At 46.3% G+C, this 23,531-nt stretch carries 25 protein-coding genes and 2 tRNA genes; 12 read left to right on the top strand and 15 right to left on the bottom strand.

All coding sequences use genetic code 11. From position 1 onward, the window contains the following. Positions 1–170: 170 nt before the first annotated feature. Together ACWQXP_RS04985 and rph are read right to left on the bottom strand one after the other, a co-directional pair. Positions 171–821 carry an XTP/dITP diphosphatase gene (locus tag ACWQXP_RS04985; RefSeq protein WP_454061739.1) on the bottom strand — a complete coding sequence of 217 codons (651 nt, stop codon included), beginning with the start codon at positions 819–821 and terminating at the stop codon, positions 171–173. Then, a complete protein-coding gene (rph, locus tag ACWQXP_RS04990) occupies positions 818–1,558 on the bottom strand; it encodes a ribonuclease PH (protein ID WP_454061740.1) in 741 nt (246 codons plus the stop codon). The genes ACWQXP_RS04985 and rph overlap by 4 nt, the downstream gene beginning before the upstream one ends. A 344-nt stretch (positions 1,559–1,902) precedes the next feature. On the opposite strand from rph, the gene serS reads away from it, so the two are divergent. From serS to ACWQXP_RS05015, 5 genes are all read left to right on the top strand, one after another. Then, complete coding sequence (gene serS, locus ACWQXP_RS04995; RefSeq protein ID WP_454061741.1) at positions 1,903–3,192, top strand: serine--tRNA ligase; 1,290 nt, start codon at positions 1,903–1,905, stop codon at positions 3,190–3,192. A 17-nt stretch (positions 3,193–3,209) separates the two neighbouring features. Further along, the gene (locus tag ACWQXP_RS05000; protein ID WP_454061742.1) at positions 3,210–3,656 is read left to right on the top strand and encodes a hypothetical protein; all 447 of its coding nucleotides are present in this window, start codon (positions 3,210–3,212) and stop codon (positions 3,654–3,656) included. A gap of 84 nt (positions 3,657–3,740) precedes the next feature. After that, positions 3,741–3,828 (top strand) — tRNA-Ser (locus ACWQXP_RS05005). A 206-nt stretch (positions 3,829–4,034) separates the two neighbouring features. Then, positions 4,035–4,122: transfer RNA gene (locus tag ACWQXP_RS05010), tRNA-Ser, on the top strand. 316 nt (positions 4,123–4,438) lie between these two features. After that, positions 4,439–4,702, top strand: coding sequence for a hypothetical protein (locus ACWQXP_RS05015; protein ID WP_454061743.1), 264 nt, complete (start codon positions 4,439–4,441; stop codon positions 4,700–4,702). Between the two features lie 325 nt (positions 4,703–5,027). Here the strand turns inward: ACWQXP_RS05015 and ACWQXP_RS05020 are convergent, their stop codons facing one another. Further along, positions 5,028–5,693, bottom strand: coding sequence for a DnaJ domain-containing protein (locus ACWQXP_RS05020; RefSeq protein ID WP_454061744.1), 666 nt, complete (start codon positions 5,691–5,693; stop codon positions 5,028–5,030). Between the two features lie 728 nt (positions 5,694–6,421). On the opposite strand from ACWQXP_RS05020, the gene ACWQXP_RS05025 reads away from it, so the two are divergent. Continuing rightward, on the top strand, positions 6,422–6,835 hold the full coding sequence (locus tag ACWQXP_RS05025; RefSeq protein WP_454061745.1) for a hypothetical protein: 414 nt from the start codon (positions 6,422–6,424) through the stop codon (positions 6,833–6,835). A gap of 22 nt (positions 6,836–6,857) precedes the next feature. On the opposite strand, the gene ACWQXP_RS05030 is transcribed toward ACWQXP_RS05025, so the two are convergent. Continuing rightward, entirely contained in the window at positions 6,858–7,943 is a 1,086-nt protein-coding gene (locus tag ACWQXP_RS05030; RefSeq protein WP_454061746.1) for a hypothetical protein, read from the bottom strand. A 189-nt stretch (positions 7,944–8,132) separates the two neighbouring features. Between ACWQXP_RS05030 and ACWQXP_RS05035 the strand changes: the two genes are divergently transcribed. Then, complete coding sequence (locus ACWQXP_RS05035; protein WP_454061747.1) at positions 8,133–8,561, top strand: tetratricopeptide repeat protein; 429 nt, start codon at positions 8,133–8,135, stop codon at positions 8,559–8,561. A 241-nt stretch (positions 8,562–8,802) separates the two neighbouring features. After that, positions 8,803–9,066 (top strand): hypothetical protein, encoded by a 264-nt coding sequence (locus ACWQXP_RS05040; protein WP_454061748.1) that lies wholly within the window; start codon positions 8,803–8,805, stop codon positions 9,064–9,066. Positions 9,067–9,128: 62 nt separating this feature from the next. On the opposite strand, the gene ACWQXP_RS05045 is transcribed toward ACWQXP_RS05040, so the two are convergent. Then, positions 9,129–10,031: a hypothetical protein gene (locus ACWQXP_RS05045; protein ID WP_454061749.1), complete on the bottom strand. Its 903-nt coding sequence runs from the start codon at positions 10,029–10,031 to the stop codon at positions 9,129–9,131. 115 nt (positions 10,032–10,146) lie between these two features. Between ACWQXP_RS05045 and flgM the strand changes: the two genes are divergently transcribed. The 3 genes from flgM to ACWQXP_RS05060 all read left to right on the top strand — a co-directional run bounded on the left by flgM (position 10,147) and on the right by ACWQXP_RS05060 (position 12,807). After that, positions 10,147–10,479, top strand: coding sequence for a flagellar biosynthesis anti-sigma factor FlgM (gene flgM, locus ACWQXP_RS05050; RefSeq protein WP_454061750.1), 333 nt, complete (start codon positions 10,147–10,149; stop codon positions 10,477–10,479). 331 nt (positions 10,480–10,810) lie between these two features. Next, the gene (locus ACWQXP_RS05055) at positions 10,811–11,473 is read left to right on the top strand and encodes a hypothetical protein (RefSeq protein ID WP_454061751.1); all 663 of its coding nucleotides are present in this window, start codon (positions 10,811–10,813) and stop codon (positions 11,471–11,473) included. Between the two features lie 257 nt (positions 11,474–11,730). Beyond that, positions 11,731–12,807, top strand: coding sequence for a 3-deoxy-7-phosphoheptulonate synthase (locus tag ACWQXP_RS05060; protein ID WP_454061752.1), 1,077 nt, complete (start codon positions 11,731–11,733; stop codon positions 12,805–12,807). A 263-nt stretch (positions 12,808–13,070) separates the two neighbouring features. On the opposite strand, the gene ACWQXP_RS05065 is transcribed toward ACWQXP_RS05060, so the two are convergent. From ACWQXP_RS05065 to ACWQXP_RS05080, 4 genes are all read right to left on the bottom strand, one after another. Beyond that, positions 13,071–13,583: a MerC domain-containing protein gene (locus ACWQXP_RS05065; RefSeq protein ID WP_454061753.1), complete on the bottom strand. Its 513-nt coding sequence runs from the start codon at positions 13,581–13,583 to the stop codon at positions 13,071–13,073. Beyond that, complete coding sequence (locus ACWQXP_RS05070) at positions 13,558–13,980, bottom strand: Fur family transcriptional regulator (RefSeq protein WP_454062983.1); 423 nt, start codon at positions 13,978–13,980, stop codon at positions 13,558–13,560. The genes ACWQXP_RS05065 and ACWQXP_RS05070 overlap by 26 nt, the downstream gene beginning before the upstream one ends. 360 nt (positions 13,981–14,340) lie before the next feature. Then, positions 14,341–15,105, bottom strand: coding sequence for an iron-containing redox enzyme family protein (locus ACWQXP_RS05075; protein ID WP_454061754.1), 765 nt, complete (start codon positions 15,103–15,105; stop codon positions 14,341–14,343). 225 nt (positions 15,106–15,330) lie between these two features. Further along, complete coding sequence (locus ACWQXP_RS05080) at positions 15,331–16,116, bottom strand: hypothetical protein (RefSeq protein WP_454061755.1); 786 nt, start codon at positions 16,114–16,116, stop codon at positions 15,331–15,333. Positions 16,117–16,954: 838 nt separating this feature from the next. Here ACWQXP_RS05080 and ACWQXP_RS05085 point away from each other — a divergent pair. Further along, entirely contained in the window at positions 16,955–17,785 is an 831-nt protein-coding gene (locus ACWQXP_RS05085) for a hypothetical protein (RefSeq protein ID WP_454061756.1), read from the top strand. A 21-nt stretch (positions 17,786–17,806) separates the two neighbouring features. On the opposite strand, the gene ACWQXP_RS05090 is transcribed toward ACWQXP_RS05085, so the two are convergent. The 6 genes from ACWQXP_RS05090 to ACWQXP_RS05115 form a co-directional block, all read right to left on the bottom strand. Next, positions 17,807–18,691, bottom strand: a complete 885-nt coding sequence (locus ACWQXP_RS05090) for a metal ABC transporter permease (RefSeq protein ID WP_454061757.1) — start codon at positions 18,689–18,691, stop codon at positions 17,807–17,809. Positions 18,692–18,701: 10 nt separating this feature from the next. After that, positions 18,702–19,406 (bottom strand): metal ABC transporter ATP-binding protein, encoded by a 705-nt coding sequence (locus tag ACWQXP_RS05095; RefSeq protein ID WP_454062984.1) that lies wholly within the window; start codon positions 19,404–19,406, stop codon positions 18,702–18,704. Between the two features lie 8 nt (positions 19,407–19,414). Beyond that, positions 19,415–20,380, bottom strand: coding sequence for a metal ABC transporter substrate-binding protein (locus ACWQXP_RS05100; protein WP_454061758.1), 966 nt, complete (start codon positions 20,378–20,380; stop codon positions 19,415–19,417). A 7-nt stretch (positions 20,381–20,387) separates the two neighbouring features. Beyond that, complete coding sequence (locus ACWQXP_RS05105) at positions 20,388–22,013, bottom strand: hypothetical protein (RefSeq protein ID WP_454061759.1); 1,626 nt, start codon at positions 22,011–22,013, stop codon at positions 20,388–20,390. A gap of 132 nt (positions 22,014–22,145) precedes the next feature. Beyond that, a complete protein-coding gene (locus ACWQXP_RS05110) occupies positions 22,146–22,397 on the bottom strand; it encodes a hypothetical protein (RefSeq protein WP_454061760.1) in 252 nt (83 codons plus the stop codon). A gap of 216 nt (positions 22,398–22,613) precedes the next feature. After that, positions 22,614–23,525 carry a type II secretion system F family protein gene (locus ACWQXP_RS05115; RefSeq protein WP_454061761.1) on the bottom strand — a complete coding sequence of 304 codons (912 nt, stop codon included), beginning with the start codon at positions 23,523–23,525 and terminating at the stop codon, positions 22,614–22,616. Between the last annotated feature and the right edge of the window lie 6 nt (positions 23,526–23,531).

Below are 23,531 nucleotides of genomic sequence, written 5' to 3' on the forward strand. Positions count from 1 at the left end.
ATTCTTAATTTTGAGAGCGTCTCGACGCTGTACTGAGTTTGGTAGGAAATTGCAATACTAAAATAACGTGACTGCCAGTAAATATACCGCTGAATATGGACAATCAACGTTGAGGGAATTTGAGTGGTTCCAAGGGAGCTTAGAAGGCCGATACTCCCAAAGCAGGCGCGCTACCGGGCTGCGCTACGCCCCGACTGAACCTGTGAAAACCACTTGGTCTTGAGTAGAGCTTTCGCTTTTTGTAAGGCTACGGCACGATGACTAATCGTATTCTTTTCTTCAAGACTGACTTCTGCAAGCGTCTTGTGTAAGTCGGGAAGCCAAAACACAGGATCGTACCCAAATCCCTGAGTACCCTGAACAGCCTCCGTGATCTCGCCTTCCAGAGCCCCTTCCGTGACATCAACCTTGCCTTGAGGATTGGCTATGGATACTACTGTAAGAAAACGGGCCTGTCGATGTCCAGCGGTCACGCCTGAAAGTTCTTGAAGGAGCTTTTGGCAATTATCTTCATAGGTGGCGTGTTCTCCGGCATATCTAGCGGCATACACACCGGGCCGACCATCTAAAGCCTGAACTTCGAGCCCGGTATCATCAGCCAGAGTAATATGACCAGTATACTTGGCAATGCCCTGGGCTTTCTTTATGGCATTTTCCTCACAAGTCAGACCGTCCTCTTCAATGACCGGTGCCTGCGGAAAGTCTCGAAGCGTGAGAATCTTCACAGGAAGATCATTAAGGATGGCAAGAATTTCCTCTTGTTTGTGCTGATTGCCTGTAGCCAGCACGAGAATATCTTGGTCTTGATGGTGATCATTCAAGCTAACGGTCCTATTAAATCCTTTTGCATCTTAATCAGGTCCTGAATGCCAATCCATCCCATGGATAGAAACGCATCAAGGTCTTTTTTCTCAAATGGCTCACCCTCAGCCGTCCCTTGAACTTCAACCAGATGACCGTTGCCGGTCATGACCAGATTCATATCGACATCAGCCACTGAATCTTCATCATAGGCGAGATCAATACGAACGTCACTCCCAATTTTCCCTATGCTAATCGCAGCGAGATAATCCTTCAGCGGCCGTTGCTTGATCAGTTGCTTGTCCTTGAGCTTCGTCATGGCATCTGCGAGCGCAATGAACGAACCGGTGATCGCAGCGGTTCGCGTGCCTCCATCAGCCTGAATGACATCACAGTCAATCCAGACGGTCCGCTCACCTAACGCCGTGGTATCTGTGACGGCGCGAAGCGCACGTCCAACCAATCGTTGAATCTCCAGCGTTCGTCCACCTTGTTTCCCACGGTTGGCTTCACGCGGCATGCGGTCATGGGTTGAGCGAGGCAACATGCCATACTCTGCCGTGACCCACCCCTTACCCTTATCACGAAGAAATGATGGAACTTTTTCTTCAACGGTTGCATTACAAATGACTTTGGTTTCCCCCATTTCGATGAGCACTGAGCCTTCCGCATACTTTGTGAAGGAGCGGGTAATTTTCACGGGGCGAATTTCATTGGGCATGCGCCCATCTGAACGTGTTGACGACGTCTCGATCATGACAATATTCCTTTGAAAAAAGAGACTGATTATAAAGAGGGGTTCAGGAAAACACAAACAGCAGGGGACGCATTGGGGTGATTATTTTTCTGGTCTCGGATTGCGATTCGTCTCAGCTTGTCGTTGTCGTCGAACGAGTACGAATCGGAGGCAAAGCAGGCCAACAATCAGCGCACCTATTCCCCACACAAATAGATCTTCATAGGGAAAATGATACGGCATTATATAGTTCGCACGACACGTCTCAGGTGCTTGAAATGATGGTCTTACCTATTTTCGTTGACTCCAATTTCAACGAGTGGTAGATTCAAAATCATCGTCAGAACAACTGAAAATATAACTTTATGTATGACTTCCGTGTTTTAAAAGATCAGCTCGCTCAATTGCAAGAGAACCTTGGATCTCGTGGCAAAGATGTGCCCTGGACCCTGGTTCAAAAGCTAACCGAACAACGCCGCGAGTTAATCGCACGAGTCGAGGAGCTGCGTGGTCAGCTCAAACGAGGTTCCGACAAGGTTGCCAAACTCAAACAAGAAAAACAGCCGACCGATGAAGCCACGACAGAACTTCGTGCTCTGGGTGATCGCATTCAAGATATAGAAGGCCAATTGCGAGAGGTCGAAGAACAATTGCAGACTCAAGCACTTCGTATTCCGAACGTTCCACACGAATCCGTTCCCCAAGGAGCCGATGCTGCAGACAACAAAGAAGTGCGACGCTGGGGAACGATTCCCACATTTGATTTTTCACCGCGGTCTCACGATGATCTCGGTGAGGCGCTTGGGATATTTGATTTTGAGCGGGCCAGTAAATTAACCGGAGCTCGCTTTTCCCTATCATTAGGATTTGGCGCCAAACTTGAACGCGCTTTGGCAAATTTCATGTTGGACCTTCATACTCGAGAACATGGGTATACCGAGGTTCTTCCGCCCTTTATCGTTAATCGGGCGAGCATGACAGGGACCGGACAGCTTCCAAAATTTGAGGATGATGCCTTTCACTTGGTAAGCGAAGATTACTTTTTAATCCCAACAGCTGAAGTGCCTGTCACGAATGTTTTCCAAAATGAAATTATCTCAGAAACGGACTTGCCTATCCGATATGTGGCCCACACGCCCTGCTTTCGGAGAGAAGCCGGATCCTACGGTCAAGATACCAAGGGACTCATTCGTGTCCATCAATTTAATAAAGTCGAACTCGTTATCTTTTCAAAGCCCGAAGAATCGTATGAGGCACATGAAGATCTGACAAAGGCTGCCGAGAAAGTCCTGCAAGCTCTCAATCTACCCTATCGAGTCATGGCACTTTGTACTGGCGATATGGGATTTGCAGCAGCCAAAACCTATGATTTGGAAGTCTGGCTTCCGTCCCAACAGACCTATCGAGAGGTGTCGTCCTGCAGTAATTTTGAAGCCTTTCAAGCCAGGCGAGCCAATATTCGCTATCGCCCTAAACAGGGGAAGCCCAATCATGTGCATACGTTAAATGGATCTGGACTGGCTGTCGGTCGTACTCTTGTGGCGATTTTAGAAAATTACCAGCAAGCTGATGGTTCAGTCGCAATCCCGGATGTGCTCCATTGCTATTTTCCAGACACAACATCGATGACACCGAGGATTAAGCCCAAAGCCTAAGTCTAGAAGTCACGATCATGGACCATACCCGGTTGTCCCAACATGCCTGGGATTTTCTTTCACACAAGCTCTTTGGCTCCGACAATGCTTGGATCACACCGCCGCAGAAATTATTCCTGTGGAATTCAAAAGGCATCTATATCGACTATTACTACCCAAATCCGGACACCAAACATTACGTCGGAGGAGAACAGCTATTAGGGAAACGAATTACGACGGTTCTGCCCCAACCCATGGCCAAAGGCGTACAAACCTCGGTATTTCAGACACTTGATATCCAACAAGCACTTGTTGAATATTACGAATTAACCATAGAACAACAACTCTATCGAGTTGCCGTGCGATTCCTGCCATTTGAAGACAACGTGTTGGGGTTGGTTAATGATTACGTTCATCTTGAACAAGAGGGGACTTCTGTCGTGCGTAGTCGTGTCGTAAGACGTAAAAAGAAACAGGTTCAGTAAGTCCTTCACCACACATCAAACACATAGCCAATTCAGAATCTTCATCGTCAAATCACACTGCAGTCAGTAGGAGCATGAGAAATCGGAGGGGTGCTAGAGTGGACGAATAGGCCGGTCTTGAAAACCGGAGTAGTGAAAGCTACCGTGGGTTCGAATCCCACCCCCTCCGCCAGCCTACGCCTGGCTTCGGCTGGCAGGCCAGCGAGGAAGAGAGCTAAGACGCAATTGAACTACCAGTAAAAAGTTGATGACCGAAGTATACAAAGGTACGAGGAATATTAGTGTTGAGGGAGAACTTGCTCATATACTGCTCAAGAACCAAAGGTATGAGTACGACAAGTAAGAGACAACAATTGAAGCACTGATTATCACAGGTATGGAGGGGTGCTAGAGTGGACGAATAGGCCGGTCTTGAAAACCGGAGTCCTTCACGGGACCGTAGGTTCGAATCCTACCCCCTCCGCCAATATCGCAAATCTTTCATCAAGAACTCATAATTCCTGACAATGTTGCTTATCTTCTAAAATTGCAGCAAACCCCGCCCCGCCTTCCTTCTTCTACCCACAGACCCCCGATAAGTAAAAATAGCCCGAATAGTCTAATCATTAAGACCTTCGCGTTTCTTCCCTAGCTTCATATTCTTTGAGCTTGTAAACGGTTCATCACTCTTTTCGATGTTAAGGATTTTGCTTGTCATTTACATACTCAAGTGAATAACGATCTAGCCGAGAAGGGTAGAACAAGAAGCACATTTCATATTTAAGTTATGAAAGGAGGGTAATATGAATATTACTGGGATTGAACAGGGCCAAGGCTCATTGGGGCAGCTGGCAAATACGCTGTCTTCTGCGAGTAAACCATCGACCGCCGTACAACGACCAGAAGATGAAAAGGAATCGGCAAAAAACCCATTGCAAACTGGCGATCCACAAGAACAAGGTATCAAAGTTGAAATTTCACGCGCAGCTCAAGCATTGGCACAATCGGAGTTTTCATCACAGCAAGGCACACAGCAGGATACCTCTTCTCTCTTAGATAGAGAGTAATGACATCATCGGTGTTTATCGATAGTGGTTGTTTGTCGACGGAATGGTTCCCAACGCGCTCTCGACATATGAATTACCAACCGTAAAGTTCGTCGTATCAAGGTGCGTTTGAAGGAAGATGACTTTTCTAATTCCCTAAAATTTACGTAAAGCTTTAAATTGTGGATTCATCCTTCAAATGCCGTGAAGGGTGAATCGTGGGGCTTGAATTTTAGAACTAATATTTGTCCGGTCAGTAGTCAACTATACCTTTAGTTATTTCGTCATCACGTTCATCGCCTGTCCCATTAATACTAAGACAACGTCGCTCACCTTAAACATCAAGCTATCGTCTGACATAAAATAATTCACAGGCGTGAAGATAACCTTGAGCCCACCCTTCATCGTAATATTTATCGAGTTGTTTTCTTAACGCAATAACATCTTTATCATGATGACTTGCGCAAACTCCTTGCGAGAGGAGCATCTGGTGTGCCACATCGACTAATTGCTCGCGCCGATCCAGAAGATCTTGCGAAATAAAGGTGTGAATGACTTCACGCGCTCTCTGGAGAACAAGCGCTTCTTGAAACGTATCATATCCCTGTTTCGCCACAACACGTTCGCGAATAATCGACAGCTCCTCTTTAATACGCACCTGATCCTTTATCAGAACTGAAAAGACATCTTTTTTGGCTTCATCGCGCAAGGTTTGTTCCATGGCCTCGAAGGCCACGCCTGGATCAGGCGTCGTATCCTCTGACTTTCCAAATCCATCTACTTGCTGGCGGTACCCGCCAAAGCGTATGCGATCATAGGCTTTCCGACTCTCAGGATCATTCAAGACTTCATAGGCGGCATTAATCTCACGAATCTTGATCTCAGCGTCGGGCTTCCCTTGATTGTGATCAGGATGGTAGCGAAGGGCCAGCTTTCTGTAGGCCTTCTTGATGTAGTCATCCGATGAGTCTGGCTCAACTTCCAGAACGGCATAAAAATCAAGACGTGGCAATGCAAGACTCCTTAACGTCATACTTGAGATTTCTTTTATTCATGAATGTCGCGTCGTATGGTTCATGCTTCCCGAGGTAAGCAATTCATCGCGAATGTATCTGGTGTGAACGTATCATAAGAACGAACTGGAAGGCGAAAAGAGAAGTGAATATAGCAGAAGGTTAATGCGCTCTTCGTGTGAGGGGAGGACGACCAGGACCCCCTGGATGCCAGGGACGATTCCCATTTTGAACTCGCATCGATGTTCGGCGCTTTCGCAGATGATGAGCGCAAAACCATCCACTGATGGCTTTGCGAGGGCAATAGATGCAGAGGCCTGCAGCTTTGTGGCGTTGTTGATAGCGTTCTTGGCGTGTCATATCTATAATATGATACCCAATCTGGCGAAATGGATTCAACTTTCTATTAATTTCAATGTGTTATGACTATTTAATTACTCTACTCTTACCAATAAACAGGACAGCAATCTCATTGAATCATCTTATGAATAACGCAGGATACTAAAGTTGAACTTTAATTAATAGCATAACGATACACTCTTGAGTTTCTAGCTATTGTCTCTCGATACACATGAGCTTCCTCCTTTTACTTTTCAGCCTTCTGATAATCCAAAGCCCTAGCATGCTTGTCAGTTGTCTTTCAGAGCTAACCCAGATGCCCTCAGCATTTCCTTCTTACAAGTCTTTTCAATATTTTCCTCAATCTCCCGACACTGTGCATCGCAATTTGAAAGTCACACAACTTCGTGCACACACTCCATCTTTAACGGTCAATCCCTCAGCAGAGACCGAGTCAGAAGTTGTCGAAATTGAAACTCTCTTGAAGTTTTCTGAACACTTTCATCGAAAAGTGGTGAGGGTACGTGGCATCGTGAAGCAACCAGAAATGCATCTTGACGAGACAAAACTCTTCTTTGATTTCGTTTTTGTGTTACAGCATGAAACCGCATCGCTTGTCGTCTTTGGCCGACATGATCGGACACAAGGCAGTAGCCCTATTGCGATGGATCATCAGGTTGAAGTTATCGGCATCTTTTGGAAGGATCGAATGGCTCATGACTATCATTTCGAAAATAACCTTGAAGCAATCACGGTCACCCCCTACCCTTCCTTGATTCCTGACCGCACATCGATCCACTAACATGGAATTTCTTCACATTCTCTTATTCCAAGAATTTCAACAAATGATCAACGGCCAGCTTTGTTCCTTCAGGAGGCATGGATTCTTTGGGAAGTGGAATCGACTGAACGTGCCCTAACACACTTCCCCACTGACCGGATTCAAATTCATTGACTGATAGCTCTTGAGCCCGTCCATAACGATGAGTAAAGTCAACAAGTGGTTGCTCATCGGCAAAATTGTGTCGCCTGACATACACAATTGGCATTCCGAGTCGTACAGTTTCCACAATCGTCGCATATCCCGGCTTGGTCATCACAATGTCTGAATCAGCCAAAATTCGTCGAAATGGAAGCCCGACCTCACTTGTAGACCCAATCCGTTGATAGCCGCGACAGTCCAAGGCTCCACTCACCAGAAACCGATACCCCTCTAGTGCATCGATCTGCTCAAGCGGTACTGAGGACAAGGGAATTCCGCCAAAGGCAATGAGGACTAAACGCTCGCCTGAGTCCATGTTCAGCATACGCCGTATTGATGTTTCCGGTTCGACGGATGGTAACAGCACAGGGCCGACGTCCTGCACTTCTGGAAAGGCGACCATGCGAATGCCGGGATTCGGTCGTATCATCAAGCTGACACCTTGATATGCCTGACGAATATGCGCCACAACGGTTTCGTGCTCCAAACAGCCAGGGACGAGATACTCAGCCAAGACCTGATCCCACGATAAGGAGCCAAACCCTACTGTGGGATAACCTGCCTCCACACCGGCGGCGATACCCAAATGTGAAATATTTGAAATAACGAGATCAGGCTTTGCCTTGTGCATCGCTTGGACTTCATCCATAACACGGGCTTTCCACCCGTCGTGAAACTGAGCATAGGCATTCCAGGTTTGCTCAACATCAATACTCAGCGGACCATGTTGTATACAACCAATGTCCTGCTGTGAATGCGACCACTCCCAGGGTATGGAAAGTGTTTCTTGAAAAAATGCCGCTGGCGTCGTCGTGCGTAAGAGAACTCGCACCTGTGAATGCTGGCGTCCTAACTCATTGAGTACGGGAACCAGTTGCGCCGCATGTCCAAACCCATGTCCTGAAATCGAACACCACACAAGTGGCACAATTCTACCTCCTCATTTTCTAGTCATTGCGTCGCAATTCTCACGTTGACTTGTTATTCACATACATCCACTCTACAATTTCCTGAAATTTGACCACGGATATTAAAAAGAGCGAAACCTGTGCTTGATCAATCTTACATGTCATTAGCGCAATACTTCCGCTTTAGCTTACTTGTAGGAATCGTCCTTATGAGCTTATTGATTCAGGCCTGCTCTCAACATTCTCCACGCTTCCCGACACCCGAAACTTCCAGAGAACGGACGACCTCTCCCACTCAATCAAATGTTGAGACCCAACTCCTTCAGACCGTTGAACATGCGGAAAACTTAGGGAAAGGGAATCCCTTGCTACTCAGCAGCCTCTATAGTCTTGCATCGTATTATCGTTCACAAAAGCAATACACCAAGGCTGAGATGCAATATAAAAAAGCCTTACAGATGAAGGAGGAATTGAGTGGTCCCAATCATCGGGATGTGGTCACCATTCTTGAAAAGTATGCCGACTTGCTTCGAGAAGCAAAACGTTATCCCGAAGCAGACAATTTAGCTTCACGAGCCGCAGCGATTCTTGCAAAACCCTCTTCACCCCCTCAGTCCCCCCAACCTCGGACACACTAATTTTTCAGGCTATTATTCCGACTCTATAGGCTATTTTCTCCTCAGGGTAATGGGAAAGACTTGCCTGCCTGACTCTTTCCTCCAGCATATTTCTTTAACTTTCCTTACGATACATCACGTTCTGTGAAGTTTAGACATCAATGAGGGCTGGCACAGAACTTGTTACTTCAACGTAGTGATGAAGAGTAAATCCATAGCGAAACTCCCTATCAAAAACCCTCTATCGAACCCACGAAAGCCTATGACTATGAAACGGAATACGCTTAAAACCACAAAACCCTCCATTCCTGCCCCTTCACGTTCAGCATCGAAACACCCACGGTGCCCACGATGCGGCTCACGGACGGTTCATCTTGAACAACTACAGCAAGAACTCTTGGCAACCTTGAGTTTACATTGCCTTATTTGTGGACATCATGCATTTCTCGGAAAACCTGTGGTTCGTCTGATACGCCGTCCAGAAATTCCTACCCCCTTGGTCCTCAAAAATTCTCAATCAGCTTAGGCAACTTTCTCATTCCTTTTGACAAATACGTCACGCTGACGGTCGTAAAAAAAATGGATCGTTTACCACACCTCGGCTCGAATGCTGCGAGGTTCAAGGCTATATTGTTGAAACCCTTCCTGAAGCTGATCACGAGCCGCTTTATTCCCACAAAATCGTACATGGTACTGCTGGATATCAGGGACGACGGCTAAGAGCGGACTGAGATCAATCGCTCTGCCATCCATACCTGTCTGCTTTTCTTGCATAATTCGTCCCTGTGTATACGGCCAGTCTTGAGGCCAATTCCGTGTCAATACTGGGTGGTACTGGAAATTATCAGGGAATAGGCGCTCAAGGGAGAGAAGTTCATCATGTGCCATTAACTGCTGAGGTGATCGAACACTGACGATCAGTCTCAGAAATGAACCGGAAAGCGTATCGGAGCGCCCGAAATTTCTGTGTTTCATATATCGGAGATAGGAAAGAAAGGGAGTGATCCCGGTAGAAAACGCCAAGGCGAGAAATTTCATGGATTCCCATTCACCGTCAGGTTCTAAGCGTAAATTCGTGGCGTGACACTGTTGACTGTTTTCGTAAATTTGTAAGGCTGTCCGATCCTGATTCCACTCCACCTTGACATCCAGTGGCTGGGCAGACTGTTGCCATTCGACACATTCATCGGTTTGCCACCAGGCTGACGTATCAGACCGCTCAGTATGGGTAAAGTTGATGATGGTCTCCAAGCAATGTCCGGAATCAACATTGGCATTAGAGCGTGTGTACATCCGCCGCCGCCGCTTTTCCGTTCGAGTCCCCCAGGGCTTTGTCAGGAACGCGGTCCCTGGACGCATCGTATCGTACACAGGATATTCAATCCCTTCGACCTCCCACTGTTTAGGGAGTGCTAATTCGATGATACGAACTTCACCGGGGTCTAAGGTTGTCAGGGAGGTAATCTGTGCGGGCACCATTATTTCTGCCATTGTCTTTACCCTGTCCTACGTTTGAAGCCTTCAGTATCGTGACCAAATCTGTCTATTTCCATTTCTCTGAGTTTTATTTATACTAAAGAATACGGTTTTGTTGAAGGAGGTCATCATGTCCTTTGATCCTATTAACACAAATCCTTACTCTCGTGACAATAATGTGAACCAACCCCCACCCTTCGTTAACAAGAGTAGCAAAGGACTTTCCGAGTCTCGCTCATCAAACTTCCAACCCACTACTCAGGATGTGCTTCGCCTATCTTCCGATCAGGAAGAGTATGATAACCTTGTCAATGCGATAAAGCAGAGTCCTGACATTCGAGAAGAAAGGGTGAAGAAGGTCAAAAAATCTTTAGAATCAGGCGACTATCATATTTCGACTGAAGACATTGCCGATCGGATTATTCACGATACCATCCTCCATAACACACGTAAGTTGCCTTAATTTTTAGAGTTTCCCTCTCACCACTTCCAGCCTTCACTATTTTCCAACATTCGTCATAAACATCGCTCAAACAAGACATCATCAAAGCCTTCTTTAGCTTTTTCTCTTAACAAACCGAATAGTACAGATGAGTGCCCAACCTCTGTTGCTCTATCTTAAACACGAGCTGGTCGTTGCTTCGTGGGAAGATATTTCTTTTTAACGAGTATGGGCCTAGGAATGACCAAGAACTGACTCAATATACTTCGAACAGAAACCTCTGAGATCGAGCGGTGTCAGTCAATATGGTTCTACTTGGATTCGCATCGTCATGAGAAGATACGGCTAAGCTATGAGTCGTCAACAACGAACCCTCTTATCCTCGAGTTCTAATACACTCTGGCTCACATTTCCCGGTGAAGCCACGTCAATGATCCTTCGCTCGCAACTGTTAGGACTTGGGATGGACCATTCCCTACTCTGTGCGCTGCCTCAAGACACACAACTTGCTGATCTGGCTGTGGGGGCTGCCGTCAAAGGGCGCTCGCTCCTTGATGGTGATACGTATCAATTTGAAACAACGGTCCAAGAAATATCCATACATTCACAATCGCTTCGACTCAAGCCTCCGAAGGACATCATTCATCAAGCAGCGAGAGTATATCCACGGCTCGCAGTGGATTTATCCGGAACGGTCCGTCCTATGACTGACCAATCAAAAATTTTAGCTGTCCTTCCGGTCACCATTAGCGATCTCTGTCCATCGGGCTGTCAATTAACGGCTGCAGCCAATGCGTGGCCTTCCGTAAGCAGCATGCAGGTCATCTTAACGTGTCAGCTCCCAGGATCTTCTCATACTTCAAAACTTTTCGCGAAGATTGAATGGATTGATCCAACCTCTGAGCTTCATATTGGTTTACAATTTCGATTCCAATCAGATTCTGATGTCGCACGCCTGGACCTTCTTCAGTGGTATACCTCTCAACAAGCAAAACTTATTAACACCGTCGTGTAAGTTCCTTCTCATTTCCGAACCGTCGCTCCCCTGACTGGTCTCATCGTTCTAAACCGCTCATCAATATTTTTGATTACTTGCGAACAGCACATAACTAAATTACAATGAAACTATTCAGTTATTAAGTATCATTTACTAGGTTACGCCAGAATCACTGAACGCCTAACTCCGACTCGTTCATGATAGGCCAGCATGTAGAGTCTAGGAGTTATAAACGTTCGACTCTCATTTTATCGTTATAACGTTAGGAATTTATCATGACTGAACGAATTGATAACCGCAATATTATTGATATTGGAACCTTGATGACTCCTCGGGAGGTAAAAGAGAAACTCCCTTTACCCGAGTCTGCGGAAATACTCGTTCGTCAGACACGTCAGGCCATTCAAGCCATTCTCAATGGGCATGATCGGCACCGTCTCCTTGTGATTGTTGGTCCCTGCTCCATCCATGATCCGCAAGCGGCCTATGAATACGCAGAGCGGTTAAAAGGCCTCGTAGAAAAAACTCGAGAGCATCTTGTTATTGTCATGAGAACGTATTTTGAAAAACCTCGGACGACTGTGGGATGGAAAGGCTTGATTAATGACCCTCACCTAGACACCAGCTGCGATATTGATGCGGGGTTTCAGTTAGCACGAACCATTCTGCTCAATATTAATGACATGGGTATTCCCTGTGGCACAGAATTCCTTGATCCGGTTACCCCGCAGTATCTTTCTGATCTGATCAGCTGGTCGGCAATTGGAGCCCGAACGACTGAAAGTCAAACTCATCGAGAGATGGCCAGTGGATTATCGATGCCTGTGGGATTTAAGAATGGAACCGACGGTGGTCTTCAAGTGGCGCTGAATGCCATGATTGCGGCACGTCATCCGCAAAGTTTCATTGGCATCAATGTCGACGGAGTGACTTCGATCATCAAAACCAATGGAAATCAAGATCGGCATATTGTTCTTCGTGGTGGCGGAGGAAAGGTGAATTATCAAGCAGCCGACATCGAACAAGCTGCTGATGCACTTGAAAATGAAAAAATTCAGAGACCAATCATGGTGGATTGCTCCCATGGGAACTCAGAAAAAGATCATACGCGTCAAACTAATGTTGCGCGGAACGTTCTTCAGCAAATTTGCCTAGGCCAAGAAGCGATCATGGGTCTCCTGATAGAAAGTCACCTGAACCCGGGCAATCAGAAGTGGGAAAAAGGGAAGAAATTAGCCTATGGCGTCTCCATCACTGATGCTTGTTTGGGCTGGAGCGAAACAGAAACCCTCATTCATGAATTACAAGAAGGCCTCGAACGCGCTTCCAAAGAAAACACGGTATCCCTATAAATAGATACGGCCCAAAACAAGACACCCATTATATCTGCGGATTGCCCTAGCGTAGTTCTCTCCACGAGCCAGTAGAATGAACATAATGTCTTAGGCTCTTCGCCAATTTTCTCGGCATCCCTCAAGGACTTTCCTGAGGCTTTTTTGAATAACTCAAGTATTCGTAGAGGTTATGGTCTTCCAGCTCTTTTCCTTGGAATGGCTAACACCCAATTCCATGGATCACCACAACGACAAATATTACAAAGCAAAGTGAAAACGGACTACTTTCCTAGTGAAGGATCAATGGCTTGCTCAAACGTGGGAGTTGATGGCTCAGATGCATGTTCATGCGTGTGACAGCCAAGGCAATGGCAAAGACGACGATTCCAAAATCCTGCAAAGGCAATTAGCGATGCCCCCAACACATCAAGCGCAATTTCTCCAAAACTGCTTGGGACCATCCAGACATGTGCCGCGACGAGTAAGAAGAGCCCCAGAGCCGTCATATAAGCTGGTCGTATGTCTCGATGTAATGGATAGGTCGCTAATAGCCCAAACCCAGCCAAGACACCAATGATACCGACAAAAAACCATTCAGTGGTATCAGCCAAAAACCCGCCCAAGAGTAGATCTAAGCCGTCCCATGAATGAGCCGCAATCACTGGAAGCGCTAACAAGGCTAACGGTGTGAGGGCACAATGAACTGCACAGACTAACGAGGCGATTGATCCGGCTTTTGAAAGTGTTGGGCCAAAGGTTTTCATAGAATTATTGGCATTTTGGACAGAAGCCACTGAATTCCAACGTATGTTCATTCACGACAAATTGTGTTTCTTTTTCAATAAATGCGGTTAACTTTTTCAGAGGACATAGCAACAAATCAGCAATTTTCCCACATGTTTGGCAACGAATGTGATGGTGATGCTCACGTCCATGACGAATTTCAAATCGAGCTTGCCCTTCTTTATGCAGTTCGATCTGAGCAACAACCCCTAGCTCGCGTAACACGCTGAGTGTTCGATAGACCGTCACCAGATCGATGGCAACCTTATTTTTCGTCAACCGTTCATAGAGCTCAGAGGCGCTCAAGGGATATTTCGTTCGTTCAAGAATCTCCAAGACGGCACGACGAGTTCGAGTTAATCGATGTCCGGCTGCCCGCAGATCTTCATCAATGGTTGATTTCTTGATACGTCACCTCTCTAATTGCAAACCTCTTGCAATTATAAACATCTCACGATGAAAGTCAAGTGGCAGATTTACCGTCTTGAGCGCATGCTGAAACGAATCAAGTAATCAATAAGGCTGTGATTCTACGTATCATTTTCACTCACGTTGTTAATGAATCTGTTGTATTGATCAAGACAGCCTGAAACACGAAGGGATGAGGTCGTTGGAATATCGCGTTCCATAATGATACGAGAGATTTGAAAGAGAGTGAAAGGAATCACATGAGGAGTAGGAGGGAAGCGTAAGTTGAGATCCAGCAGTCAAATTCGCCAAAAATATAACACGATTCGTTCGAGGCGGAAGACTAGAGAATGAAGCAGGTCAGACACCAATTCCATGAAGACGCGTCAGCCCACAGGCGTTTGCGACACTTTCACGGTATTTGAGCCACAACCGCAGTGTCTTCTTCATGGCTGATAAAATGGTATCTTGCTGGGATCGTGTCACTGCATGTGTGAGCACCATTTTATACGCATCGTGCCGATGTCCATTTTCGACCATTTGATGGGCTCTTGTCAGATCCATACAATCAGGGGATATACCGTGATAACAGACCAACGGATGTTTCCGGACAATTGACTCAAGACGTTTTCGTGTCATGGGTTTTGCCGCTGACCGTATTTCCTCTCGATCATTCTTACTGCCTTCAACAAATATCGTCAACACCGCCGCGCCAACGTTCCAATCGCGATAAACTGACACACGCTCAAGCCAAAGACGATACTGACGGCTGGCGGGAAGCAAGGCAACATCTAAAAAATCTTTTGAGGGATACTGCAATCCCTTCATCATTTTCATAAAGAGTTCAGGATGTGACCGTCCTAATGACAATCGTCCAGTATCTTCTTCATAAATGTTTTCAGCCAGCATGGCACGAACATCAGGGGGTGGATTTTGTCCGTAAATACGAGCAAGGAATACTGGAAAGTCACGGACATACACGCCAAATTCTTGTTGATAATGAAGCTTTAGCTGGAATTTCGTGATTGTCGGACCAGAGAAATTCCCCCAAGCCCAATGATCTTTTTGATCCATGACGCCTAACAGATGATTGCGAAATTGTGAACGAGTCAAAGGTTTATTCATTCAACAATCCTTGGCGTCTCGGCGCAGGCCACCTATCCGATTTAAATCTAAAACCGGCACAGTTTATGCTTTCGGTGCGTTTCGGAACTTTTAAAAGTTTCTTAAGTAATCGTAAATCGAATAGGATTCTTAATGAGGCCTAGAGCCTTTGCTTGAAGCGGTAAAGGCTCAAATAAAATATTGAGCACGTAAGAGTCTGCGCTGAAAATGCGTTGAGTCAAAAGATTATCGAGGCGGATCGAACCTTATGGAAGTTTCTCTTGGTGACTGGGAGGCAGAAGGAAAGGGTTTGGATTTAGCAGCTTTAGATGACCGTGGCTTGACTTTTTTAGGCGCAGCTTTTTCATTACGTACGGTTTTGGACTCTATGGATTCAAGCTCTTTCCCGAGATGCAAAAGCACTTGTTGCTGTGATAAGGCTAAAGCTTTTAACTCACCGATTTGTGTATTCACGCGAGTAAATTCTCTTCGTTGAGCTGTGAGTTGATCGCGGAGAGCATGGACTTCCCACAATAACTCGTCACGTTCCAACTTGGGGGCTGGTGCCATGCTTGTTGGAGATTCGATGGTGGCCGAGACAATACGTGGCTCAGGTATCGCGGCGTTTCGTTTTTTTGTATACATCTTCCAAATTGTATCACTAATTTTCTCAGTATTCTCTCGAGCACTGTTCGCTGAACGAGTGACGACGGCAACACTGGCTCCCACTCCGCTCTTGAGAAGACCAAATAGACCGAGGACACACGAAGTCAAACCACGAAATACGCTTTGACCTCCACGTTGACATAGTGAAACGCTCATGTGAAGCCATTCACCTATTTGCTTGCCCCCGCTTCGAACAGCCGCAATCAATTTAGCAAAAAACTTTACACTCACAGAGGGGGCTTCATCCCCAACTTGAATTCTCAAAGATTGAGCATTGTCATACGGCAATTTGGGTTTAGACTTTTCTCCGTCAGAAGGAAGAATATGAATAAGGTTGAGTGGGGTTTCTGTTGTTTTCCAGCCCATTACAAAATTCCAATACTTCTCATGAAAAATTGTTAAAATGATTTCTTTCTATAAATAATACATTATCACCAAAGAAAGTACCGTCCTATTATCAAGGGTGCTCTGTCTGGTCTCCCTATATTTTTTACTCCGATTGGCTGCTAGAGTCAATGGTGAGAGATATGATAGGACAATGCGAAACGTTCGATGATCACGATGCCAGAAGACAAAAACCTGGCACAGAGCCAGACCATTGAGAACTGGCGATGTTCGATGTACGTTCAACATATTGCATACCAGGCTAGATGCCACCACTATACTTGCTGCTGCCAGTAAAAATGACGATTCATGAAAATTAATTAGTGTTTTACGTTTGGATATAAAACATTACTTATTTTAACGTAATTCATTCCATCAATATATTTCAGCAACCAATAGAGACTTAAATATCTGATTCCTTATCCTAATCTTGGCCGACCATTGATCATGCGACTCCTTCAAGAAATGCGACAACAGATAAGACTTACAGTTCTCCAAGTGAACAAGTAATGGTCTCATGAACATGCACTTCTCAACGATGAGCCTGAATATGATATCGAATAGTATTGAACGCATGTTCTGAAAAGCATTCAAAAAGATCAAACGAAAAGAATGTAAGATAGACACGACTCGATGTCAGAATTGCAGGATTGTTAGTCAGCAACCGAAACGGTGAACCAGCTCTAGCCGTTACCCAACTTAATAAAATGAATAGATTTCCTTTCTAAGATTCAGGATTATCAGTACAACAGTAAGTTGACTTTTATATGAAGAAACGATATTCGAAGAAAAGTTTTCCCAGAAGTTTTTTGAACTAACAATGAAATCTCAAATCTATTTTTTCTTTGCGTTCTGTAGTATTTGTGGAATAGTTGGAACGTTGCCGGCTTGCCTTGCTACCCCTCAAGTCGAGACTCCTATCCATGAAAGCCCTCAAGGCCAGGTGCTCCTCAAAACCTTTCCCGATACTGCGGTCAAAGCTTCTCATCCTACCTTCATCGAAATTACTCTGTTGACGGAGACTTTTCGAGGGCTGCATGTTCTGGAAGAAAAACCCTTGTTGGCGACTCTCGTCAGTGGCGAAGAGGAGGAATTGCCAGTTTTGACCGAACAAGAGATACAATTTTTAATGCCTTGGCTCATTGACGCGCTTGCTCAAGCGACCCCTGAAGAATATGTGTGGTTTCAACTGACGAACCAAAAACCCTCAGGACCTCAAGCCACCAGCGGGAGTCTGTATGTTTCAAAGAATTTTTTACGAATTGCCCTGCATACATTTCAAGCTGATCGTCGTCAAAGTAAGCTCTCGTCCAAAGCAAGTTTTTCTCCAACACACATACGACATTGGGAATTAAAATTTTCTCCGGATGCCGCGCTGAAACAATCCGCCAACACTCAGGAAATATTCTCCCAAGATTCAATTGGTGTCGTTGTCGTTGACCTCACTGTTCTGGGCGCTAGAAAAAAACACCAAGAGCGGACGTCTCAACCTGAACCCCGTCTGCAACGCGAGTTTAAAGTTCAAGATCCCAATAGTCGGGAAAAGCAGAATTTACGAAATGAGATTAAAGAACTTCAACAACAACTCGACGAGCAGAATAAGACACTGAGAGAATTGAATAAAAGATTCGACCAACAACAGGAGCAGTGACAAGAAGCATGGCACTCCGAATTAGTGAGAGCTGATGACTTTGGGTTTCCGATATTTTTTCAGGCACCATTGTCCTACGCTCATAAATCCGAGAAGAACACATCCAATGACCACGTTAGTTGGACCTGTCGGCCAATCAAGCTGATACGAGACCAGAAACCCTCCAAAGGCCATCGCCATTCCAATGACAGCAGCCACAACAGGCGCAAGCCATATTCCAAGCTTCACATGCATCGCAATCATGGGTGGGAGCAATAAAAATCCAAACGTGACTAATGGTCCTACAACAAGCACGCCTAATGAAATCGTGATCCCCACAATTCCATAGAGCAGCATATCCCAAACCCACACCTGTTTCCCAAGAGATATGGCTAAATCCCGATCAACAGAGACCAAGAGCAGTTCTTTTCGAAAACCCCACAAGAGAACCGCCATGACGGTAAAACAGACGACCAAGAGCTGTAAGTCGGCATCAGAAATGGCAATAATCTGTCCTTTCAAAGCATTAAGCGCCCCTGCCTCGGGAATCCGGTCTGATGCTAAGAGTAAGATGGTTAGGGCTCCTGCCAAGACATAAAGAACCCCAATGCGTCCCTCGACCACTCCCCGGCCATTCCTCTCTAACACGGCTAATAGGCTTAAGGTTCCCGTTGTCAAAATTGTTGAACCAAGGAGGGCCAGGCCGAAATCGCTGTGTTGCGTATCCGGATGAAATGTCGCATGCCAAAAAATGGCCATCGCAATTCCTGTCGCAGAAAGTGTTGGTAAGGCAACACCGAGAAACACCATGCGACGAACATACATCAGCCCTCCAATAATGGGGAGGACCATTCCACAGAGAAGACCACCATACAAGGCGTTTCGCAACACATAAGCAGGATCCAAAATCTGCAGGACATCGTTCAATGGAGGTCTCCTACTGACTCCCGATTGCCGTGCGGGTGTGCGGGGCAAGAGCGGTAAAGGGTTTCCGCATCAGCGTTTCCTGTTCGATAACGAGTGCCTCCCCAAGTACGCCACCAAGCGTGGGCAGTGCGTGATCTGCCCAAATCAATGCGAGATTGACGTCTGCTTGTAATTTGGTGAATAACGTCAGCATGGATTGGATCGATTGTTGATCTAAACTGGCAAGCGGCTCATCCAATAACAAAATATCCGGATTGGACGCCAATGCGCGGGCAATCAATATTCGTTGTTGTTGTCCGCCCGACAGGAATGCATACGGGTCATTCCGACAATGAAACATTTCAACTTCCCGTAGACTCCAATCCACCCGGTCACGCTCAGCTGGTCCAAGTCCTTGCCAGGGCCTAAGGGTGCCATAGGTGCCCATCTCAATCACCTCTTTGGCTTTCAATTGAAAGAGTCCATTTAGCATTGCGCGTTGGGGAATATAACCAACTCGCACGGTTTGACCATTGGACGTTCGACTGAGAAGAAGTTGTCCTTTTAAGAGCGGGACGATGCCTGCCACGGTTTTTAAAAACGTGGTCTTCCCCGACCCATTGGAACCCAAGAGTGCCAAAGAAGCCCCAGGCGATATCTCCAGGGCAACATCTCGGAGCACTATTCTTTCGGGGTAGCCGATACTGGCATGTTGAAGGGTCAGCAGTGTAGACATCACGTCGACTAATTCTGCAATGAGCGTTGAGACAGTTGTACGGCGTTTAAAATGGACTGGAGATTAAATGCAATTAAATCTTCATACGTTTGTACCTCTGGACTCCCTCCGACCATGATCAAAAACTTCGCGACATGAGCTCCGGTTTGTTCAGCGACCCAGTTAGGAAGCTGATCGCTAAAGTAGGGTTCCCGTAGAACGAGTTGGACGTTGCTGGCTTTCATTGTTTCCACTAATTTCACAAGATGGCGTTGCGTTGGTTCAATCCCTGGCCGGATTTCAATGTGTCCCACTTCCTTCAGTCCAAACCGCTCCGCAAAGTAAATTGTGTCCTGATGATATGAAACAAATGGCACGCCTTGAAGCGGAGCCGCGAGTGTCATCCATTTCTGTATCTGATCATCAATTTCCTGTTTAAAGCGCTTCAAATTCTGTTGAAAAAGAGCTTGTCCAGGTGGATAGATTCGCGCCAAACCTTCAGCAATGGCTTGGGCCATGAACTTTGCATTAAACGGGTCTAAATTAAAGTGCGGATTTCCCTGAGGATGAAGATCTCCTTCACGTCGGGAAAGGACCGTTGGAATTTGTTTAGGTGAGATGTGCACAGAACTATCAATATAGCCTGGATTTCCAGGGAGAATATTGGGATTACGCGCCACATCAATCAATGCCGCCAACCAGGAATGTTCGTTTTGTAATCCCATCACCACTAAGACATCGGCTTGATTGAGTTTAGGAAGAAAACTAGGTTTGATCGGAACACCATGAGGATCCTCCAGGCCCTTGGCCAGACTTTCCGCGCTCACATGTTCCCCGCCAATTCTTGATGTCAAATCGGCAAGATCGGGAATGGATGTGACTATCTGAAGACGGCCGCCTTGATCTATCGGCGGTCGTCCTGCCATGCCAAGATTCACAAGGACGAGGCTCACCATAAAAGTTATTCTCGCAAAACCTCCAAGGACATCTCTCATACGTGCATTACTCTCTTTCCGTAAATCCATGTTGATGACTGCCTATCACCACTTGCCATTGAAAAAGCACTTGATTATTGGGACCCAATGTATTCCCATAATTCGAATGATTGAATTGCAACACGAACCGTTGAAATTCACTGGGATAAAAGGTGATATACGGCGAAAGTGTCATGGCTTCTGTACGTTTTCCTGACGTATTGACCGTCGTCCCTGCCAACCCGGTGAGAGGATTTGTAACTAACGCCGGTTCACTTGGTAGCTGATGATAGTCAAATCGGAACCCTGGTCGCCATCGTTTACTATATCGATATTCAAGATAGGTATACCCGCCCCAGGCTCCACGGGAAACCGTGTTGCCGAACACATCGCGTCGCCCTTGGCCAAAATCATAGAGAATCTCTCCGTGAAGTGCGAAACTTTGCCGAAGCCCGCGTCCTAATGGATACCAGCGATAGTGAAAATCAACATTCAGTGTATGCCGATCGATGGGATCATCATCACTGACCGCAAGCAACGCCTCATCCACCGCCCCCGGCACACGAGACTGTGGTGTAAAGAGACCTGAAAACCCGAATTCAATATTGTGATCATCATTGAGATCGAAATAAGTACGAATCGAGCCAAACAAGACACTGCCATGGATCACCTGTCGTTGAAGGCCGGCTAAGGGCCCTTCACCTGGAAGACCAAAATTAAAACCATATCCAGTGTTGATTTGAAGGTAAAACGGCACCGGGACCAACCACGACAACTCAATTCCATCAGTTCGATTTCCATTTCCAAAAATTTGTGCCAACGAAGGCGGAACATCGATTTGAGGAAGATCATGGGCATGACGCCGACCAAGAAAGCCCCAATCTGAAAAGAACCGTCCTCCTCGCACAGAGAGATTGTATGGAAGACTCGTCGATTGAATAGCGGCTTCTTCAATTTCAAAAAAGGCCTTTCCAAACTCTTCACTTCCACGAGCATTGATCCCTTCGGCATGTCCGGATGCAATCAAATAGGCACGGGCAAAGGGATCGACTTCAGCCGAAGCAAATAATTCGATCGTTCGCAGGGCAGAAGAAACATTCGCGGGAAGACGGGTTCCAACAGTACTGCCGGCGTGATCCCCATCCCCATCAACAAAACGTTGACGACGCTGAGTATAGCCGAAAATGGTTTCAACCACGAGACCAATCGCAGGATTGAATCGATTCAACAACGTTTGCCGTTTGAGTATCGCAGCTTCTCGTTGCTCCGAGGGTTGATCAAGTTCCAACGGCACTTCCATGGGCATGCCACCGGTACGCGGCTTCAAATCTTTAGGATCTGAGGTAATCTCCGCACCTGGAAGGCGTTCCTCAAGAGCGGAATGGGCTGGTGGCTCAGTGATGTCAGAATCGTCTGTCTGGGTATCGCTTGCCCGGGACACAGGTGTATCAGGCAACGTTTTTGTGATCTGTATGTTGTCATCATAGGAAGAAAAACTTTCTTGAGTTCCTAAGGTAGGGTGATCGATGCGGCTCCACCGTGAACTGGCTGAATCGGCCAGACCCGCTCCCGGCATCGAGAAACTACACAAGACGATGGAGTAGAACATCAATCCGAACATAGACCTTAGTCGATAGGGGTATCTCCGACGCATTTCTTCATCCTTTCTCATCATTCTGTACCTGAGTGATGGTCATCGGCCAAACATGGGCCAGTCATGCGAACTCGTCTTCAGAGAGTTCTGAGCATGCTTGGATAGACCAGTGTTACTAGGAAAAGATCTGAGTTATGAGAATGGTGGCGGTCGTGGAGACTGACAAGACGGCAGAAAAAAGGAAGGAATGACTGAATCAGAATCAGCATGTGTATAGGTGATGTCAAGAGGTAAGACTTCAGACAATGGCCGTTCGTATACGAATAACCCATTCGCATGTTGCTGCACCCACTGGCATAAGTCAAAATCCGAATGTTCATGACCATCATGATCAACTTCAGCAAAGACATGGTGAATCTCGAGTGCACCGGAGAAGGGCAGCAAACAGAGGAACACCACCCCGAGGAAAATTGAAATCTTTCGTAATAGGGAAGGCCGAAAGCAAGTAGGATACAATTTCATAGCGCGCGAAATTTAGCAAAGCCTCAATTTTCTGTCAAGTTGTTGCAAGTCAATTGCAAAAAAGATGAACAGGATAAGCACGGGTTCGACCATATGAAGAATGAAGAATATCAGAGGAGCTCAACGGTAGGGTAAGAATTAAAACGACCCCAGCACACCACCGAGAATCTGCACTAATTGATAAATGGTTGGCCCTAATGTGGTCAGAAAGATACCAGGCAAAAAACACAGGACCAAAGGAAATACGAGCTTCACTGACAACCCTTGAGCATGATGCATCGCATTTTCCTGGCGGCGGTGTCGCAGCTCATTGGCTTGACGACGTAGAGTTTGCGCTACACTGGCCCCCAGTTGTTCGCTCTGGATGATGGCAGAAGTGAAATGAGAAACGGAAGGCACAGCCAGACGCTGAGACAGTCGTCGGAAACACTGCAATCGAGAAATTCCTAATGAAATTTCTCGCTGAAAAATACGAAATTCCTTGGTGAGTGAACGTCCGGATGGTTGTGAGCTCAAAATCTTCGCCAGGGCCAAGTCAAAACTCATGCCAGCTTCAGCTAATGTCGAAAGAAGATCAAGAAAAAGTGGTAGATCTTGTTCAACATCACTCACACGTTTTTGGCGTATACCTCTGACGACAAAAATCGGACTTCCTCCGACCAGACAAAACAGAATCCATGGAAGAGCCAATACCATGACCTCTAACCCCCAACCGAAACTCCCTGGCACTTTCGTAAATAATTGTGTGAATGCATTCATGATTTCGAAATAGTACAACGTCAAGAGAATGGCAAGTCCTATCCAGGTCGAGAGCACCATGGAACTGAGAAACAGGAAAGGTGCCGAAGAATGACGAAACCCAGACAAGATAAGCCATCGCCTGAGCCAACTTCGGCGTTCTCTTGGACTTGTGAGGTCTTCGCCTCTCAACGACTCGGAAAACTCAACGATCCGCTTTAAACTTTGTTGACGACGATACAAGGAAAGAATGCCCATGACACAGATCAGGGCACTCAAGGAGAGCGTAAGAATGATAATCGCGTGAATCATTGCTTG

This window comes from Candidatus Nitrospira salsa (assembly GCF_965152625.1).

What these genes read in the sequence shown, in the direction of transcription:
- ACWQXP_RS05060 (WP_454061752.1), top strand. Translation starts at nt 11,731, where the DNA reads ATGACTGAACGAATTGATAACCGCAATATTATTGATATTGGAACCTTG.
- serS (WP_454061741.1), top strand. Translation starts at nt 1,903, where the DNA reads ATGTATGACTTCCGTGTTTTAAAAGATCAGCTCGCTCAATTGCAAGAG.
- ACWQXP_RS05095 (WP_454062984.1), bottom strand. Translation starts at nt 19,406, where the DNA reads ATGTCTACACTGCTGACCCTTCAACATGCCAGTATCGGCTACCCCGAA.
- ACWQXP_RS05075 (WP_454061754.1), bottom strand. Translation starts at nt 15,105, where the DNA reads ATGAATAAACCTTTGACTCGTTCACAATTTCGCAATCATCTGTTAGGC.
- ACWQXP_RS05045 (WP_454061749.1), bottom strand. Translation starts at nt 10,031, where the DNA reads ATGGCAGAAATAATGGTGCCCGCACAGATTACCTCCCTGACAACCTTA.
- ACWQXP_RS05000 (WP_454061742.1), top strand. Translation starts at nt 3,210, where the DNA reads ATGGACCATACCCGGTTGTCCCAACATGCCTGGGATTTTCTTTCACAC.
- rph (WP_454061740.1), bottom strand. Translation starts at nt 1,558, where the DNA reads ATGATCGAGACGTCGTCAACACGTTCAGATGGGCGCATGCCCAATGAA.
- ACWQXP_RS05115 (WP_454061761.1), bottom strand. Translation starts at nt 23,525, where the DNA reads ATGATTCACGCGATTATCATTCTTACGCTCTCCTTGAGTGCCCTGATC.
- flgM (WP_454061750.1), top strand. Translation starts at nt 10,147, where the DNA reads ATGTCCTTTGATCCTATTAACACAAATCCTTACTCTCGTGACAATAAT.
- ACWQXP_RS05055 (WP_454061751.1), top strand. Translation starts at nt 10,811, where the DNA reads ATGAGTCGTCAACAACGAACCCTCTTATCCTCGAGTTCTAATACACTC.
- ACWQXP_RS05015 (WP_454061743.1), top strand. Translation starts at nt 4,439, where the DNA reads ATGAATATTACTGGGATTGAACAGGGCCAAGGCTCATTGGGGCAGCTG.
- ACWQXP_RS05035 (WP_454061747.1), top strand. Translation starts at nt 8,133, where the DNA reads ATGAGCTTATTGATTCAGGCCTGCTCTCAACATTCTCCACGCTTCCCG.
- ACWQXP_RS05040 (WP_454061748.1), top strand. Translation starts at nt 8,803, where the DNA reads ATGACTATGAAACGGAATACGCTTAAAACCACAAAACCCTCCATTCCT.
- ACWQXP_RS05085 (WP_454061756.1), top strand. Translation starts at nt 16,955, where the DNA reads ATGAAATCTCAAATCTATTTTTTCTTTGCGTTCTGTAGTATTTGTGGA.
- ACWQXP_RS05100 (WP_454061758.1), bottom strand. Translation starts at nt 20,380, where the DNA reads ATGAGAGATGTCCTTGGAGGTTTTGCGAGAATAACTTTTATGGTGAGC.
- ACWQXP_RS05105 (WP_454061759.1), bottom strand. Translation starts at nt 22,013, where the DNA reads ATGCGTCGGAGATACCCCTATCGACTAAGGTCTATGTTCGGATTGATG.
- ACWQXP_RS05080 (WP_454061755.1), bottom strand. Translation starts at nt 16,116, where the DNA reads ATGGGCTGGAAAACAACAGAAACCCCACTCAACCTTATTCATATTCTT.